The 15,789-nt window shown below is 71.6% G+C and carries 18 protein-coding genes; 7 read left to right on the top strand and 11 right to left on the bottom strand.

Features of this window, described 5'->3' with window-relative positions:
* Positions 1–3 precede the first annotated feature (3 nt).
* Both IZR02_RS13945 and IZR02_RS13940 read right to left on the bottom strand, forming a co-directional pair.
* Complete coding sequence (locus IZR02_RS13945) at positions 4–408, bottom strand: PIN domain-containing protein (protein ID WP_025102564.1); 405 nt, start codon at positions 406–408, stop codon at positions 4–6.
* Positions 405–659, bottom strand: a complete 255-nt coding sequence (locus IZR02_RS13940) for a type II toxin-antitoxin system VapB family antitoxin (RefSeq protein ID WP_025102563.1) — start codon at positions 657–659, stop codon at positions 405–407. Before IZR02_RS13940 ends, IZR02_RS13945 begins: the two co-directional genes overlap by 4 nt.
* A gap of 90 nt (positions 660–749) precedes the next feature.
* Here IZR02_RS13940 and IZR02_RS13935 point away from each other — a divergent pair, with 90 nt between their 5' ends.
* On the top strand, positions 750–1,418 hold the full coding sequence (locus IZR02_RS13935; protein ID WP_051582159.1) for a hypothetical protein: 669 nt from the start codon (positions 750–752) through the stop codon (positions 1,416–1,418).
* A 16-nt stretch (positions 1,419–1,434) separates the two neighbouring features.
* On the opposite strand, the gene IZR02_RS13930 is transcribed toward IZR02_RS13935, so the two are convergent.
* Positions 1,435–1,824 carry a hypothetical protein gene (locus tag IZR02_RS13930; protein ID WP_025102561.1) on the bottom strand — a complete coding sequence of 130 codons (390 nt, stop codon included), beginning with the start codon at positions 1,822–1,824 and terminating at the stop codon, positions 1,435–1,437.
* 56 nt (positions 1,825–1,880) lie between these two features.
* Here IZR02_RS13930 and IZR02_RS13925 point away from each other — a divergent pair, with 56 nt between their 5' ends.
* From IZR02_RS13925 to IZR02_RS13910, 4 genes are all read left to right on the top strand, one after another.
* Positions 1,881–2,501 carry a cyclodeaminase/cyclohydrolase family protein gene (locus IZR02_RS13925; protein WP_025102560.1) on the top strand — a complete coding sequence of 207 codons (621 nt, stop codon included), beginning with the start codon at positions 1,881–1,883 and terminating at the stop codon, positions 2,499–2,501.
* A 1-nt stretch (position 2,502) separates the two neighbouring features.
* Positions 2,503–3,357, top strand: a complete 855-nt coding sequence (locus IZR02_RS13920; protein ID WP_051582158.1) for an aminoglycoside phosphotransferase family protein — start codon at positions 2,503–2,505, stop codon at positions 3,355–3,357.
* 13 nt (positions 3,358–3,370) lie between these two features.
* Positions 3,371–3,886 carry a hypothetical protein gene (locus tag IZR02_RS13915; protein ID WP_025102558.1) on the top strand — a complete coding sequence of 172 codons (516 nt, stop codon included), beginning with the start codon at positions 3,371–3,373 and terminating at the stop codon, positions 3,884–3,886.
* A 304-nt stretch (positions 3,887–4,190) separates the two neighbouring features.
* Positions 4,191–5,684: a thioester domain-containing protein gene (locus IZR02_RS13910; protein ID WP_025102557.1), complete on the top strand. Its 1,494-nt coding sequence runs from the start codon at positions 4,191–4,193 to the stop codon at positions 5,682–5,684.
* Between the two features lie 40 nt (positions 5,685–5,724).
* Here IZR02_RS13910 and IZR02_RS13905 read toward each other — a convergent pair whose 3' ends face one another.
* Together IZR02_RS13905 and IZR02_RS13900 are read right to left on the bottom strand one after the other, a co-directional pair.
* Positions 5,725–6,816, bottom strand: coding sequence for a YihY/virulence factor BrkB family protein (locus IZR02_RS13905; protein ID WP_051582157.1), 1,092 nt, complete (start codon positions 6,814–6,816; stop codon positions 5,725–5,727).
* A 120-nt stretch (positions 6,817–6,936) separates the two neighbouring features.
* Complete coding sequence (locus IZR02_RS13900) at positions 6,937–7,470, bottom strand: DUF488 domain-containing protein (protein ID WP_025102556.1); 534 nt, start codon at positions 7,468–7,470, stop codon at positions 6,937–6,939.
* Between the two features lie 114 nt (positions 7,471–7,584).
* Between IZR02_RS13900 and IZR02_RS13895 the strand changes: the two genes are divergently transcribed.
* Entirely contained in the window at positions 7,585–10,368 is a 2,784-nt protein-coding gene (locus IZR02_RS13895; protein ID WP_157544383.1) for a hypothetical protein, read from the top strand.
* Positions 10,369–10,432: 64 nt separating this feature from the next.
* Here IZR02_RS13895 and aztD read toward each other — a convergent pair whose 3' ends face one another.
* The 5 genes from aztD to IZR02_RS17940 are packed head-to-tail and all read right to left on the bottom strand — an operon-like array spanning position 10,433 to position 14,690.
* Positions 10,433–11,632 (bottom strand): zinc metallochaperone AztD, encoded by a 1,200-nt coding sequence (gene aztD / locus IZR02_RS13890; RefSeq protein ID WP_025102554.1) that lies wholly within the window; start codon positions 11,630–11,632, stop codon positions 10,433–10,435.
* 29 nt (positions 11,633–11,661) lie between these two features.
* Entirely contained in the window at positions 11,662–12,576 is a 915-nt protein-coding gene (gene aztC / locus IZR02_RS13885; protein WP_025102553.1) for a zinc ABC transporter substrate-binding protein AztC, read from the bottom strand.
* Position 12,577: 1 nt separating this feature from the next.
* On the bottom strand, positions 12,578–13,804 hold the full coding sequence (locus tag IZR02_RS13880; RefSeq protein WP_025102552.1) for a hypothetical protein: 1,227 nt from the start codon (positions 13,802–13,804) through the stop codon (positions 12,578–12,580).
* Between the two features lie 20 nt (positions 13,805–13,824).
* The gene (locus IZR02_RS17945; protein ID WP_254385394.1) at positions 13,825–14,130 is read right to left on the bottom strand and encodes a metal ABC transporter permease; all 306 of its coding nucleotides are present in this window, start codon (positions 14,128–14,130) and stop codon (positions 13,825–13,827) included.
* Complete coding sequence (locus IZR02_RS17940; protein ID WP_254385392.1) at positions 14,127–14,690, bottom strand: metal ABC transporter permease; 564 nt, start codon at positions 14,688–14,690, stop codon at positions 14,127–14,129. The genes IZR02_RS17945 and IZR02_RS17940 overlap by 4 nt, the downstream gene beginning before the upstream one ends.
* A gap of 55 nt (positions 14,691–14,745) precedes the next feature.
* Here IZR02_RS17940 and IZR02_RS13870 point away from each other — a divergent pair, with 55 nt between their 5' ends.
* Positions 14,746–15,402, top strand: a complete 657-nt coding sequence (locus IZR02_RS13870) for a metal ABC transporter ATP-binding protein (protein ID WP_025102550.1) — start codon at positions 14,746–14,748, stop codon at positions 15,400–15,402.
* Between the two features lie 27 nt (positions 15,403–15,429).
* Here the strand turns inward: IZR02_RS13870 and IZR02_RS13865 are convergent, their stop codons facing one another.
* Positions 15,430–15,774 carry a hypothetical protein gene (locus tag IZR02_RS13865; RefSeq protein WP_025102549.1) on the bottom strand — a complete coding sequence of 115 codons (345 nt, stop codon included), beginning with the start codon at positions 15,772–15,774 and terminating at the stop codon, positions 15,430–15,432.
* Positions 15,775–15,789: the final 15 nt, after the last annotated feature.

Genomic DNA, 15,789 nt, shown 5'->3' with positions numbered 1-15,789 from the left:
CGCTCAGGCGGCGACGTACTCCTGGCGGACTCGGCCCGCCGTCGCCAGCTCGATGTATCCGAAGTCGTGGTCGGAGTTGAGGATCACGGCGTCGTTGGCGACGGCGTACGCCGCGATCAGGCAGTCGAAAGCGGCCGCGGCTCGCAGGAATCCGTTGGTCCAGAGCGCCTGCTGGATGTCCAGGGCGACCTGCTCATCGGGATGCTCCCAGGCCGGGAGCAGCTCCTCCATGTCTTCCCGCAGAGCGGCGTACTCCTCCGCGTCACGGGCCGAGTGGCAGTACTCGAGTACCTGCGGCGGGCAGGTGATGAGGAGGTGGTTCGGCGAGAGGGAACGGAGGCGGTCGGCGATCGCGGCGCTTCTCCCTGCCTTCTGCCAGATGCTGTTGTCGACGAGGTAGATGGTCACCGGGAAGTGCTCGCGCTCCGTCCAGCGCCCTCGCGCCGCTCCGGCATCGGCTCGGGAGCCACGGTCGGTGCGTCGATCTGTTCGGCCTCGAAACGGCGGCCGATGATGCGCTCGACGGCGGCGGGCTGGCGACGTACCGCGATGAGGGTGCGCAGGGCGAGATCCACGGTCTCACGGTTGGAGGTCGTGCCGGCGAGCTTCTTGGCCTGCTTCAACTCGTCGGGGTCGATGTCGATGGATGTGACGGTCATGGTCGTTCCTTCCTCCCCGCGATCTTGTATAAGGAAGTATATAAGACTGTCGGCCGGCGGCGGTCGGCCGACGGCGGGAGGGGAGGGCACATGCGTTCGACGCGACCGATGCCCGGGAACCCGTGGCCGCACGACATGACCCTCACCGTCGAGGACCGACCGCACACGCTGCTGGAGCTCCTCTGGATCCGCGAGGCGCACGGGCTGGATCCCACCGATGACGCGCTCCCGCCCCCGCTGGTCGATCGACCGGCGGCGGCCGCGCGGCGCGTGGACGAGGAGACCCGGGCGCGCTGGACGGAGGTCTGGCCCCGCATCTGGGGCGATGCCGTCGCGCACGCCGCGACCGACCCCGACCCGGCGCTGCTCGACCGCGCCGTCGCCACGACGCTGAGTCCCGCCGAACGGGAGACGCTGCTCGGGCGGATCGTCGGGCCCACAGCGCGGGACGCGTTCGGAGTGGAGGTGTCCGATGATGCGGCGTACCGCGCGTGGGAGCGGCGCGGTTCCGAGACACATCTCGCGACGCACGTCACGACGCTCGCGGACAGCCCCGAACGCCGCGACGTCGCCACCCTGGCCGACGCGTGGCGTCGCCTCGCAAGGGTGGTGACGCTGGCCTGCCGGGGGACGTACGTCAGGCAGATCGGACCGCACGCGCTCCTGGTCACGGATGAGGTGCGGAGCGACGCCGCCGCGTACCGCGCGGCGCTGGACTCGTTCGGTCGAGGTCCCTCGGAGCGCCCGTCGAGGGCGTGACGCCCCGCGGGTCGAGTCAGAGGACGAGCGGGAGGAACGACACGATCAGGCCGACGGCGCCGACCGCGGCGAAGACGATCCCGACAGTCCGCAGGACCCGGCGCAGATGCGGCGGCTCACCGATCCGGATGCGAGCCGGGTCGTTCGAGCTGTGGAATCCGTCGACCCATCCATCGGTGGTGGCCGTGGGCTCGCCGCGGCGCAGCGGTCGCTCGTGGAAGTCGCCGCCCGCGAACCAGCGAGCGGTGGGGCGGCCGTCCCGATCGATGACGGCGATCTCGACGGGGACCCACTGCCCCTCGACGAGCCGGATCAGCAGGGTCACGATGAGGAACGGGATTCCGACGCCGAGGCCGATCCAGGACAGCACCTCACCGACGACGGAGAGGGTGTCCACGAGCTGCACGACTCCATCGTAGAGAGAGGACGAGGCGCACACTGCACGCCGATAGTCTGACCGGCATGACGGATTCCGCAGACATCCCGACGTCGCGCCCGTTGGACGCCTGGCTCGACGCGCTCAGCCAGCCCACCGGTTCACCGGGTGGCGGAGCCGCGGCGGGGGTGATGCTCGGTCTGGCGGCCGGGCTGATGGGCATGGTCGCCGGATACACCCGCGACGACGAGGCCGTCACCGAGATCGCCGACCGTCTCGACCGCACTCGTGCGGAGCTCCTGCAGGCGGTCGAAGCCGACGGCGTGGTCTCGGCGGATCTCGGCGCCGCGCTCGCACGGACGCCGGAAGACCCCGAGCGGGAGGAGGCGGTGCGAGGCGCCGCCCTCGATGCGGCCGCATCCGTCGCGCGACTCGGTCGCCTCGGCATCACCGTGGTCGATGAGGCGCGCACGCTCGCCGCCCACGGGAACCCGCACGTCGCGGTGGACCTTGCGGTGGCGACGGAGGCGCTCGCCGCGGGGCTGGCGGGGGCGTCCCTGAACCTCCGCTCGAATCTGCAGCTCGCTCGCAGGCACGGCGCGTCGGCCGCGATGCGGGCAGGGCTCGACGCGCAGGTCGGACGACTGGCTGAGGCGCGGACCCAGGTCGAGCGGATCACGGCGGAGCTGTCCGCGCGCGTGGACTGACGTGGCGCCCGAGGAAGCGTTGAATGCGCGCGCCGCGGAGGTCCTGGACCAGTGGAGTCTGTCTCCGGACGGGCCCCTCCGGTCCGGAGAAGCGGGGATAGTCGTCCCGGTCCGGCGGGCTGACGGTCTCGCCGCCGTGGTGAAGGTGCAGCAGCCGGGGCCGGCGGTCGACGCGGCGGTCGTCGGGCTGGCGCGGTGGGACGGGGGAGGGATCGTCCGTCTCCTCGCGAGCGCGCCGGATCGCGGAGCGATGCTCCTGGAGCGGCTCGATGCCCAGCGCAGCCTCGACGTGATGGACGATGACGATGACGCCACACGGATCGTCGGATCCCTCCTCGCGCGTCTGCACAGAGTCGACCCGCCGGCCGGCCTTCCGCGACTGGAAGCGGTGGTGTCGCAGATGCTGGACGATGCGACGGAGGCGATGGCGCTGCTGTCCGGCGAGGATCGACGGCGGTTCGACCGATGGCGGCGCCTCGTCGCGGACGTCGCAGCGACGCCCGGCAGCAGGTTCCTGCACTGGGATCTGCACTTCGGCAACGTCCTGCACGCGGAGCGCGAACCGTGGCTGGCGATCGACCCCGAACCCCTCGTCGGCGACGCGGGCTTCGACCTGTGGCCGGCGCTGGACAGCGGCTGGAGCCGCGATCCGGGCACCGTGGATGCGGCCCGCATCGTGCGGTGTCGTTTCGACATCCTCACCGAGATGCTGCACCTCGACCGTGCACGCGCGGCACGCTGGACGACCGCGCGGCTCCTGCAGAACACACTGTGGGACATCGAGGACGGGGAGCCCGCGATCGCTCCCGCCGCGACGGTGCTCGACGATGCGCTGCGGTCGGCAGGGCTGTCTTGATAGCATCCCGCCCATGAGGACGCCGGACTCCGATGCCACCCGGCCCGAGCACGACCGCGCCGCGATCAAGGAGCGGGTGTACGCGACCTTCACGGGCCTCGCCATCGTGCTCGTGCAGAACTCCAACGTCGAGCACACCAGCGCCCTGCAGGCCACCGTGACCCTGCTCATCGGCATCGTCGCGATCGCGCTGGCGGGCTTCGCCGCCGATCTGGTCGCGCACCTCGCGACGCATGGCGGCTTCCCGCGAGGAGTAGACCTGCGCGAGGTCCTGGGGCTCACCGGCACGGCGCTCGGATCGGCGGCGGTGCCGCTGCTCCTCCTCCTCGCGGCCGTGCTGGGGTGGATCGAGCTGCGGACGGCTCTCACGATCGCGTCGATCGTCTACGTCGCGATCCTCGGGCTCATCGGGTACGTCGCCGTCCGCCGGACCGGGGTGAGGTGGTGGCAGCAGCTCATCGCACTGGGCATCCTCGTCGGGCTCGGCGGCGTCGTCGTGCTCGTGCAGCAGCTCGCGCACGGACACTGACGGACACACCCGTTGCGCGGACCGTGCGCATGGTTCATCCTGAACGTGCTGCACGGGCCGGCTTGGGGGGCCTCGACGGTCACGCTGCGGTCGACGGAGCGCCTGCCACTCACCTCCCTCCCCCGGCGGGCGCTCCGCTGCGAGAGCGATCTGCCGCCGTACCGACGCCGTTCGACTCACCCGGGTGATCATCATCCCCGCCCCTGTGATCGTGCGGCCCTCAGGCTTATCGTCGGTGACCAACGGCGGGCTGTCGCAGTCGGAGAACCCGTCACTCGGATCATCGGCGAGATCGAGGGACACCATGCACACGGAGACCACGCGCGCACGCTCGCGGACAGCAGGGGCACTTCTGGCGACGGCCATCGCGGCGGCGATGGTGCTCTTCGGCGCGACGCCGGCGTCCGCGCTGTGGGATCCCGACCCCGTTCTGCCGCGGGCGGGCTTCTTCACGCAGGTCACCATCACCGGCTCGCAGTACCCGACGAACGTGACGGGTGAGCTCACGACCCTGGCGCCGACTCCCGGCGCGTACCCGGCGACCGGCGCCTCGGTGGAGGCCGTGAGTCCGCAGCTCATCACCATCGCCGACCCCGTCTCCGGAGCGACCGCGTCGGCCTACTGCATCGACTTCAGCACGGAGACCGGCATCGGCGCCGGCTACAACATCGGGGAGTGGGACGCGTCGAACGTGCCCAACCTCGACTACATCAACTACATCCTCAACAACTACTTCCCGTTCAACACGGCGAACCCGCTCTCCGGTCTCACGCTCTCGCAGCAGGTCGCCGCGGTGCAGAGCGCGATCTGGTACTTCAGCGACGGCTTCGTGCTGGCGACGGGGACGAATGCGACCATCCGGAACGCGACGGCCGCCGTCGTGCAGGCCGCCCTCGACAGCGGCGGCCTCCCGGAGCCGTCCGTGCCGACGCTCGCCATCGACCCCGACACCACCACGGTGCCCGAAGACGGATCGATCGTGGGGCCCTTCACCGTCTCCGGCACCACCGATGGCACGCTCGACGCCGCCGTGGGAGTGGAGGTCTTCCTGGATCAGGCGGGGACCCAGCCCGTTCCCGTCGGCACCGCGGTGGCCGCCGGCACGCAGCTCTGGGCGCGGTGGACCGGGCCGGCTGCGCCGGTGAACGGATTCCGGATCACGGCCCAGGCCTCGCTCACCCAGGGCACGGTCTATCTCTACGACACGGAGTCGTCGGACAGGCCCGCGGCGCAGAAGCTCGTCCTGGCGCAGACGACGACGCTCCCGCTCCGCACCGGCGTCCGCGCGACCCCGTATGCGTCCGGGGAGGTCAGCGTGCAGAAGATCATCGCCGGTGACGGCGCGGGGCTCCAGGACGCCATCACCATCGACCTCGCCTGCACCCCCGCCCCGGCTGAAGGCGTCGTCGTCTCCGCCACGATTCCCGCGGGGGCCACGAGCGCGGATCCGGTGGTCTTCACCGGCCTGCCGGACGGGGCGACGTGCACGGTCAGCGAGTCCGCGGACGGTGCCAACGACGCGGTCACCCTCGCCGCGCAGACCATCGAACCGGAGACGGTGACGGTCGACGCGGCTGCGACGGAGCCCGTCGTCGTGACCGTGACCAACACGTACGACCCCGTCGAGACGCCGAGCAACGGTGGCGGCGAGGGCGGCTCCGGGGGGAGCAGTGACGAGGGGCAGGGACTCGCCGCCTCCGGCCCCACACTGATGACAGGCCCGCTGACGGCCGCCGGCGTCGGGCTCCTGCTCGCCGGTGCTCTTCTGCGGATCCGGCGTCGAGCGAACCTCCGCTGAGCAGGTGGGGGCGCGGCCCGGCCGCGCCCCCACCCCGGCATCAGGACCGCGGGGCTTCGTCTCGCCGCGGTTCCCCTCCGTCGTCCTCGTTCGCGATGCGGATGCGCCGACCCTCTTCGATGTCCTTCCGCTCCTTCTCCGCGCGCTTGTCGCTCTGGCGGGTGTCGCGCGCGGGAAGCTGGATGTCGCGTTCGGCGGCGATCCCGGCCTGGAGCTGGCGGCCGCGTTCCAGCTCGGCGTCGAACTCGGCGCCGAACAGGAGGGCGAGGTTCGCGATCCACAGCCAGAGCAGGAACACGATGACGCCCGCCATCGATCCGTAGGTCCGCTCGTAGTTGGAGAAGGTGGTGACGTAGAGCACGAAGCCGAGGGTGGCGACGGCCAGCACCACGATCGCCACGAGGGCCCCCATGCTGATCCACCGGAACTTCGGCTGCTTGGCATTCGGGGTCGCGTAGTAGAGCATCGCCACGAGGAAGACGACGACGAACAGCAGCAGGGGCCACTTGGCGATGTTCCACGCGAGCTGCACGCCCTCGCCCGCGCCGATCGCGTCGCCCAGCGCCGACACCACATCCCCGGAGAGCACGAGCACGATGGCGACGATCGTCAGGGAGACGACGGTGATGAGCGTGACGAGCAGCTGCATGGGGCGCAGCTTCCAGAACGGCCGCCCCTCCTCGATCTCGTAGATGCGGTTCATCACCCGGCTGAACGCTCCGACGTACCCCGACGCCGACCAGAGAGCGAGGAGTATTCCGAACACGAGCGCGATCCCGGCGCCTGGCGCCTGGGATATCTGCTCGATGGGCCCGCGGAGGGCTTTCGCGGTCTCCGGCGGGGCCACGTCGCCGATGATGCCCAGCACCGCGTCGGCGGCGGCCCCGCCCTGGCCGAACACGCCGAGCAGCGAGAAGACGGCGATCATGGCGGGGAAGATCGAGAGCACCGCGTAGTACGTGAGGGCCGCCGCGCCGTCCATGCACTGGTCGGCGGAGAACTCCCGGACGCTCTTGACGAGGACGTACTTCCACGACCGCTTCTGCAGATCGGTCGGGCTGTCCGGCTTCTCGTCGTGCTCGGGCGGTGGAGCGGACGCGGATCCGCTGCGTGCTGTGGGTGCCTTCGACATGGTTCCTCCTCGCGTCGGCGCGAGCGCTGCTCCCGCGATCCAGTCCTATGAGGAGAGGAGGTGTTCCGGCACGGGGGTTGCGCGAACCCGAGTCGAGGGGGATCCTCTGCCGGCGGAGGGTCATGCGGCCGGGTACGTGACCACCGCGTCCGCGCGGACGACGGCGCCGCCGCTGAGCTCCGCCCTATCGACGTGCCCCGGACCGAGGATATGGCGGACGACCTCGTCCCGCGCGAGGAGGTGGTCGGCGATGATCCGTCGATGGCATCGCCACCACACGCTCTCCGAGCACATGACCGTGACGCGCCGCGCGCGACCCTCGGCGCGGAGCTCATCGAGGGCGCGTCCGAAATCCGCGGACAGGGCGTGATCGGCGTAGTTGTGGAAGCTGCGGTTCTGCCACCACGCGTTGGTCTCGAAGGGCACGTCCCTGCTCACCGGGCGTCTACCCGTCAGCGCCTCTTCGCGACGGTAGGCGATCCCCGCGTCCTGCAAGGAAGAAGCCAGCGCGTCCTGGTCGAACTGCGGGTACCGCTTCGAGCCGGGGAGACGCCGCACGTCGACGACACTCTCCACGCGGCTCTCCTGCACGAGCCCGAGGAACTCGTCGATCGTGCGGGTGGAGTGCCCGATGGTGAAGAACGGCTCAGACATGAGGCGACCGTAGCCCACTCGTCCCCATCCACGGACGACCCTTGCCCTGCCGCGGTCCCCGCACCTACGGTGAGGTGACGGGTGGGGATCCGCACCCGGGGCGGGGGTCGTTCGATGAGAAAAGTCCGATTCGGAGTTCTGGGCGTGCTGCTGGCCGCGGTCGTCGGCATCGGTGGTGCTCTTCCCGCCGTCGCCGCCGAACCCACGGCTCGGCTCTCGCTCTTCAAGGCGATCGAGAACCTCGACACGGGGGCCAGCCTCGGAGACCGCACCCTGTGGACGATGCACGCGGTCAACGTGGCCACGGGGGAGACCTTCACCGGCGACGGCCTCAACGGCATGCAGTCGCGCCTCATCCCACCCGGCACCTACCGCATCTTCGAGACCGGCGGCGTGGCCGGGTACGCCTTCTTCTCCTGGAACTGCGACGGCGACGTGACGACGCAGCCGGAGCGTACGATCACCATCACCGCGAACCAGTCGATGACGTGCACGGTGCAGAACAACGCGATCCGGAGCAGCCTCACGCTCGTCAAGAACGTGCAGGGCGGTGGCGCGGCCCCGTCGGAGTGGACGCTGCGGGCCCAGGGACCGTCGACCATCGAGGGGGCGGGAGGCTCCGCTGCGGTGCAGAACCAGCCGGCGCGGATCGGCACCTACACGTTGAGCGAATCGGGCGGACCGGGGAGCTATGTGCCGGGGCCCTGGACCTGCGAGCGGCGGGATCTGACGACCGGCGCGGTCACTGCCGTCCCCGTGGCCGGTGAGCAGTTCGAGATGACCCTCGGCGGCGCGGTGACCTGCCAGATCACGAACACCGGAGACCTGCCCCACCTGACGCTCGTCAAGGAGGTCGTCGACCCGGCGGCGACCGGATACCCGCTGGCCGCCCCGTCGGACTTCGTCCTGAGCGCGAGCGGACCCGAGCGGATCTCCGGTCCTTCCGGCTCGGACGCCGTCGACCACGCCTCCATCGACCCCGGCGCCTACACACTCGCCGAGAGCGGTCCCGCCGGGTACAGCGGCGGTGCGTGGACCTGCGTCGACGCCACGGCCGACGGCGGGATCGATGGGGCGCTCCTCTACGTGCGGGAGAGCTCCGACATCACCTGCCGCATCACCAACACCTTCGCGGGCGGGTGGCTCACCCTCGTCAAGAACGTGGTGGGCAGCGACCAGCCCCCGTCCGACTGGACGCTGACGGCCGCGGGACCGGAGACGGTGACCGGTGCCTCCGGATCCGCGGCGGTCACCCGCGTCCCCGTGCCGGTCGGCGACTACGCGCTCGCCGAGGCGGACGGACCCGCCGGATACGCGGCCGGGCCGTGGTCGTGCACGGGCGGCGCCCTGGCGACCGACACCGTGACCGTCGGCGCCGGAGCGGACGTGACCTGCACGGTCACGAACACCCTCGAGGTCGGCCAGCTCACTCTCGTGAAGAACGTCGTGAACGCCGGCGGCGGTCCCCTCACCGCGCAGGACTGGGAGCTCACCGCGACATCGGCCGACACCGTCATCAGCGGCGTCTCCGGCTCCGGCAAGGTGAGCTTCGCGGCGGTGGCTCCGGGGACCTTCACCCTGTCGGAGGCGAGCTCCGCTCCGGAGGCGGGCTCCTATGTGAGCGAGGGCTGGTCGTGCGTCGATGACGAGGGCACTCCCGTCGGCTCCGGCGACACCGTCGAGGTCGTGCCGCTGGAGAGTGTGATCTGCACCGTCACGAACCGGTGGACCCAGTCGACTCTGACGCTGCGCAAGCAGGTCGCCTCCGCCTTCGGCACGCCGGCGCTGCCCTCGGCGTGGTCCCTGACCGCAACCGACGGTGCCGCCACGGTGTCGGGACCCGCCAATTCCCCCGCCGTCACGCAGGCGGCCGTCGCCCCCGGCGCATGGACGCTGAGCGAGCAGGACGGCCCCACCGGCTATGATCCGCTTGGCTGGAACTGCTCGGGCGGGACGGTGACCGGCGACGTGGTCCAGGTGCCGCCGTCCGCAGACGTCGTGTGCATCCTCACCAATGCATCGATCACGCCGAGCCTGACTCTCGTCAAGCAGGTCGTGAACGGCGAGCGCGGACGCGCGGTGCCCGGCGACTTCGAGCTGAAGGCCCGCGGCCCTGGCAACGCGGCGCTCTCCGGCCCCAGCGGCTCGGAGTTCGTCACCGACATGCAGCTTCCGCCGGGGGAGTACATCTTCTCCGAGGACGGCCCGAGCGGCTATGAGGGTGAGTGGTCCTGCACCGGCACGACCTGGGACGGGACCACGGCGACGCTGGGATTCGGAGAGGACGCGATCTGCACCGCCACGAACACCTTCGTCGGCGGCACTCTGACGCTCCGGAAGACCGTCGTCGGAGACGGTCCGGGAGATCCGGCCGGGCCCGCCGACCCCACGGACTGGACGCTGCGTGCGATCGGTGGCGGGGAGTTCCCGCGCCCGCGTATCGAGGGAGCGTCCGGCGAGACGGCGGTGACCCTGGCTCCGCTCGGGGCCGGTGCGTTCCGGCTCTCGGAGCGGGCGGTCGCGGGCGCGCCCACCGTGGACTACCGCAGCGACGGCTGGGAGTGCGCGGGGGGCGTGCTGGAGGGCGACGTCGTCCAGGTGACGGCAGGGGTCGACACCGTGTGCACGGTGACGAACGTCTACGACCCCGGCTCCGGTCCCGACCCCGAGCCGGAACCCGAACCCGAACCCGAGAATCCGGATCCGGGCACGGATGTCGACCCCGGGACGGCGACCGGGGCGGACGGCGGGGCGGCCTCCGACCTGGCCACGACGGGTCTCGCGCCGGCCGCGGCCGCGGCGGCAGGCGCCGGTGGTCTGCTCGTGCTCCTCGGTGCCGGACTCCTCGCGGCGCGGCGGCTTCGGCGCACGCGGCACGGGCATCCCGGATCGCGCTGATCCGACCCCTCCGCCCACGCACGGCGGGTCCGCCCTGGAGAGGACGGGCCCGCCGTGTCGAGGCTCAGCCGGCGGCCGGTGCGATCTCATTCGGCGTGACCTCCAGTTCGGCGCTCGCGAGCACCTCGCCGGTGGTGAGGTCGACCGCGTGCACGCTGTCCGCGGCCGGCTCGGTCACGTACGCGATGTCGCCCGCGACGACGATGGCGGGGTGCGGGTCCTGCCACTCGGCGGGCCCTTCCCACGCCTCGATGACCGGGTAGGAGTCGGTGATCTCGCCGGTCTCCGGGTCGAGCACGTGGATGGCGCCGTCGGCGCCGAGGATGTAGGCCAGGTCGCCCGGGCCGCGCGCGACGTCCCGGAAGGTGTACTCGGCCCCCTCGGGCAGGGACACGACCTCGGACGTCATCGCCGCGGTGTCGATGAGCGTGACGGCGCCGAGCAGGTAGCCCTCGGCGTCGGGGTCGTTCTTGTAGTCCCCGACGATGATCGGGCTCGTCTCGCTCACGTACGCGTTGCCCATCCGGCCGTAGGGCTGGTCGGGTGCGGCGAGCTTGGTGATCTCGCCGTCCTTGTACACGAGCGCGCCGTCCTCGCACCCGAAGACGACCACCTCGTCGGCCGCGGTCCCTTCGCCGTGGACGCCGGGGCACTGGTCGGACGAGGCGATCTCCGTACCGTCCGCATCGCGCACGACGATGCCGCTGCGACCGTCCGCATCGCCCACCGTGGTGAGGAACGTGCCGTCCTCCAACAGCACCGAGACGCCGTGGTGCGCCTCGACGCCGTCGACGGTCTCCACCGCCGGGAGACCGCCGTCGCCGAGGTCGGCGGTGTCGAAGATCGTGGTGTCGCTCGTGCCGTCGGCGTAGAGGATGGTCTTGCCACCATGCCGGACGACGTGGCCGGGGGTGTCGGCCGCGAACACCGTGTCGGTCAGGACCGCCTCGTCGGCTGACCCGGCCCCGGTATCGAGCACCTGGAAGCCCTCGCTCATCGTCACCATGACATGGCGACCGTCGCCGGCCGGGTTCAGCCGCGTGAACGGCTCGGAGTCGAAGTCGGCGACGGTGTCGAGGGTCTCGCCGTCGAGGACGAGGATGCCGCCCTCATACGAGATGGCAACCCGGGGGCCGGCGTCCGGTTCCGGGGCGTCGCTCGCGGCGGAGCCGGCTCCAGCCGTGGTCGAGCAGGAGGCGAGCGTCACGGCGGCGCCGAGGGCGACGGCCCCGACCAGCGCCCGGCGCAGGGGGAGTGTCTTCATGCGGTGCTTCTTTCTTGTGAGGGATGGTCTCAGCGGGTGAGACCGGAGGCGATGCGCTCGGTGTTGACGCGCATCATGGTCAGGTAGTCCGGTGCGCCGCCGTCTTCGGCGGTGAGCGACTCGGTGAAGAGCTCGATCACTTCGATGTGGACGTCGGCCTCGTCGGCGAGCGCCTGGACGAGGCGGTCGGGGGAGGAGGACTCCGCGAAGACGGCGGGCACGCCCGTCTCCTCCACGGCACCCACGAGATCGGCGAGGTCGGAGGCCGAGGGGGCCGCGAGCGTGGTGCCGCCCGGGATGACGGCACCGACGACCTCGAAGTCGAAGCGGTCGGCGAGGTAGCCGAAGACGTGGTGGTTGGTCACGAGCGCCCGACGGTCGTCGGGGATCCGGGCGAACGCGCTCGTCATCTCGTCGTCGAGCGCCGTCAGCTCCTCGCGGTAGCCGGCGACGTCCGCCGCGAGGGTGTCGGCGTCGACCCCGTCGAGCGCGGCCAGGGCGGGCTGCAGGGCGTCGACGACGTCGATCATCCGCGCCGGATCGGTCCAGAAGTGGGAGTCCGGCATACCCGCGGCGTCGCCGTCGCGGTAGTCCAGGACCTCGATCGCGTCGCCCGCGACGAAGGACGGCACCTCGGCCGCGACGGCCGCGTCGAGATGCTGCTGCAGGCCCTCCTCGAGCCCGAGCCCGTTGGAGACGAGCAGGTCGGCGTCCCGCAGCGTGGCGGCCTCCTGCGCCGAGATCTCGAACGAGTGCGGGTCGGCGTTCGGCTTCATGAGGGTGACGACGCGAGCCTGAGCGCCGATGAGCTCGCCGACCACATCGCCCAGGATGTTCGTCGAGACGACGACCACCGGCCGCGTATCGGCGGGAGGGGCGCAGGCGGTCAGAGCGGCGGCGGTGAGCGCGGCGAGAACGGCGGCGAGGGGGCGAAGGAGGCGCATGTCAGCGTCCCGTCTCGGCGACGAACGCCGGGGCGTCGGCGGTATCGAAGGTCCGCGCGAGGCGGGCGTCGTCGGCGTAGTCGATCTCGAACAGCCGGTGCTCCGCCGGGCCGCTCAGATAGGCGCGGTGCTGATCGGCGATGAGGGCCGGAGCCTCGCCCGCCGCCAGCGATGCCGCCACCAGCGGGGTGGTCTCCGCCCGCACCGTCCCGTCGAGCGCGCTGAGCACGAGCACGCGTCCGTCCTGCGTCAGCGCCAGAAGGGTGTCGTCCTCATCGCCGACCGCGGTGACCTGCGCGAGGGGAGTGGGGGCGGTGAGCAGCGTCCAGGCCTGCGCGCGGGTGTCGAGGACCCGGATGTCGGTCGGTCCGGCGAGGCCGGCGACCGTGGGGCGCCCTTCGCGGTTGTGGAACGCGGACACGGCTCCGGCCGGCGCTCCGTCCGGGTACGGGATGCGGTCCACGGTGAGCGCCCCGGCTTCGACACGGGCGAGCAGCGCACCGTCGGCGCAGCCGATGACCGCGCCGACCCTGGTCGTGATCGTGCCGGTCGGTGCGGCGCAGTCCTCCCGGAGGCCGGTGCGCTCGCCGTCCGCCGTGTAGCCGACGACGACTCCGCCCGTCTCCCCGTCGGCCTCGGTCACCAGCGCGAACGACCCGGCCGGCACCACCAGCCCCTCGTGCGGGGAGCGCTCGATGCGGAACAGCTCACGGATCTCCCCCTTCGACAGGGCCTCCGTGTCGAGGAGGACAGCTTCTCCGGATCCGGAGAAGGAGATGCCGGTGCCGCCGGTGGTCGAGCTGTTCGTCGTCGCGACCGTCGCCGCGCCGTCGCCCTCCACCGTGCCGAGCAGGGCGGGATCGGCGCGGTAGTAGTGGAAATGGTCGACGTGGTCCCACGTCCAGACGCCGCTGTCGACGACCTCGACGCCGTCGCCGGTGTCTGCGAAGAGGTACCGGCCGTCGGTCGTCAGGCCCTCCGGGGCGGCCACCGTGCCGATGTCGGTGACGCTCTCGTCAAGGAGGTCGAGGTGGGTGACCCGACCCTGCGCGTCGATGGTCGTGAGTCCGAGCTGCGGTTCCGCGACCTCTTCCGCCCCGGCGATCGCGCCGTGGCCGTCTCCGGCGGAGGAGGAGGCGGCGGGGCTCTGCGCCGCGGGTCCGGCGCAGGACGCGAGGGGGAGAGTCAGGGCGGCGACGGTGATGAGGGGAAGGAGGCGGGAATGCACGAAGAGCCTTTCGGGACGAGTCAGGAGGCGGCGACAGGGACGGGAGGGGCGATCGGCCGTCGGGTTCGCACGGCGACCCGCGCCGCCCAGGACAGACCGGCGAGGGCGATCGCGGCGGCGGCGACGGACGCTCCCGCGGCGGTGGCCGCATACCAGGACGCGAGGAGACCGGCGAGGACGGCAGCCACGCCGAAGGCGCACGCGAGCGCCATCCGCGTGGGCAGGCGCGACGTCCACTGTCCGGCGGCGACCGCGGGGGCGAGGAGTAGACCGACGACGAGCAGCGAGCCGACCGCCTGGTACGACGCCACCACCGCGAGGGTCACCAGTCCGACCAGAGCCGCCTGGGCCCCCGTGGGCGGAGCCCGAGCACCGTCGCGATACGGGCGTCGAGGGCGAGCGCGACGAACGGCCGATGGCAGAGGGCGGCGACCGTCACTCCCACGACCGCGGCCGCGGCGAGCAGGAGGAGGTCGGCGCGGGTGATCGCGAGGATGTCGCCGAAGAGGATCGCCGTGGCATCCGTGGCGAAGCTCCCGGAGTGGGAGATGACGATCACCCCCAGGGCCAGCATCGCGACGAAGAGCAGTCCGATGCTCGTGTCGTAGGAGAGCCGGGCGCGTCGTTGCAGGGCGCCGATTCCGATGCTCATCGCGACGGCGCTGACCGCCCCGCCGACGAGCACGGGTGCCCCGAGCACCGTGGCCAGCGCGACGCCGGGCAGCATTCCGTGCGCCAGGGCCTCACCGAGGAAGGCCATCCCGCGGACGACGACCCAGGTGCCGACGACCCCGCAGAGGACCGCGACGAGAGCGCCGCCGATGAGTCCGCGCTGGAAGAACTCGAGCGTGAACGGGGTGAGCAGGGCGGCGAGCGAGGGGGTCACGGAACGCGAGCCTATTCGTAGTTGAGAATGATTATCAAATTCATAAACTGGAGACATGACGAGAACCCTCCGTGCTGCCGACGGCGCCCTGCGTCTCGACGGCGTCTCCGTCCGGCTCGGCGACCACGAGGCCCTGCGCGGCGTCACCTTGGAGGTGGAGGCGGGTGAGTTCGTCGTCGTCACCGGTCCGAACGGCGCGGGGAAGTCGACGCTCCTGGAGGTGGCCGCCGGGGTGCGCTCACCGACCAGGGGGCGGCGGAGTGCGACCGGGCCGATCGCCTTCGTGCCGCAGCGCGCCGCGGTGCCCCCGGGCCTTCCGCTCACCGCGCGAGACGTCGTGACGGTCGGGACGTGGCGTCGGCTCGGGGCCTTCCGCCGGCGGGATCGGCGGGCGCGTGCGGCGGTGGCGGCGGCGATGGAGCGCACCGCTGTGTCGGCTCTGCAGCGCCTGCCGTTCGCGACGCTGTCCGGCGGCCAGCAGCAGCGTGTGCTCCTGGCTCACGGGCTCGCGGGGGAAGCAAGCGTCCTGCTCGTGGATGAGCCGACGACGGCCCTGGACGCCGCATCAGTCCGTCGCATCCGGGCAGTGCTGCGGGAGGAGGCGGATCGCGGGGCGGTCGTCCTCTGCGTCACACACGATGCGACCCTGATCGCCGATGCCGACCGCGAGGTCGCGCTCCGCGACGGCATGAGGCTCTCTGCGTCGCGCTGAGGGGACCAGCCGCTCAGCGGAGCGCGATCAGAGGCCGTGGCCCATGTCGAAGTCGGAGAGCGCGGGGACCTCGATGTCGCCGGGAGAGGACGAGTCGCTCCGCGGCTTCGGGAACAGGCGATGGGCCTGCAGCTCGTCGACCTCGGCGGAGAAGTCGGGATCGGGTTCCCCGGTGTGGTGGGGGCTGACGAGCACGTCGTTGCCGACGCCGACGAGGAGGTCGGCCCAGTCCTTTTCGCCCTCCAGGAGGATCGGGATCTCGACGGCTTCGGACTCGCCCTCCCTGGCGATGGCGGCGGCCAGGGCGAGCAGCGTCTCCGCGACGTCGTCAGAGGTGATGAGCTGCTGGCCGGCGTAGGAGACGAGTTTCATGCGGGCATCATCGCC

Origin of the sequence: Microbacterium paraoxydans (assembly GCF_019056515.1) — a bacterium.
In the GTDB taxonomy this organism is placed as follows: Bacteria; Actinomycetota; Actinomycetes; order Actinomycetales; family Microbacteriaceae; genus Microbacterium.
Note: the sequence above shows the minus strand (reverse complement) of the source record. Positions and strands in the feature narration are given on the sequence as shown.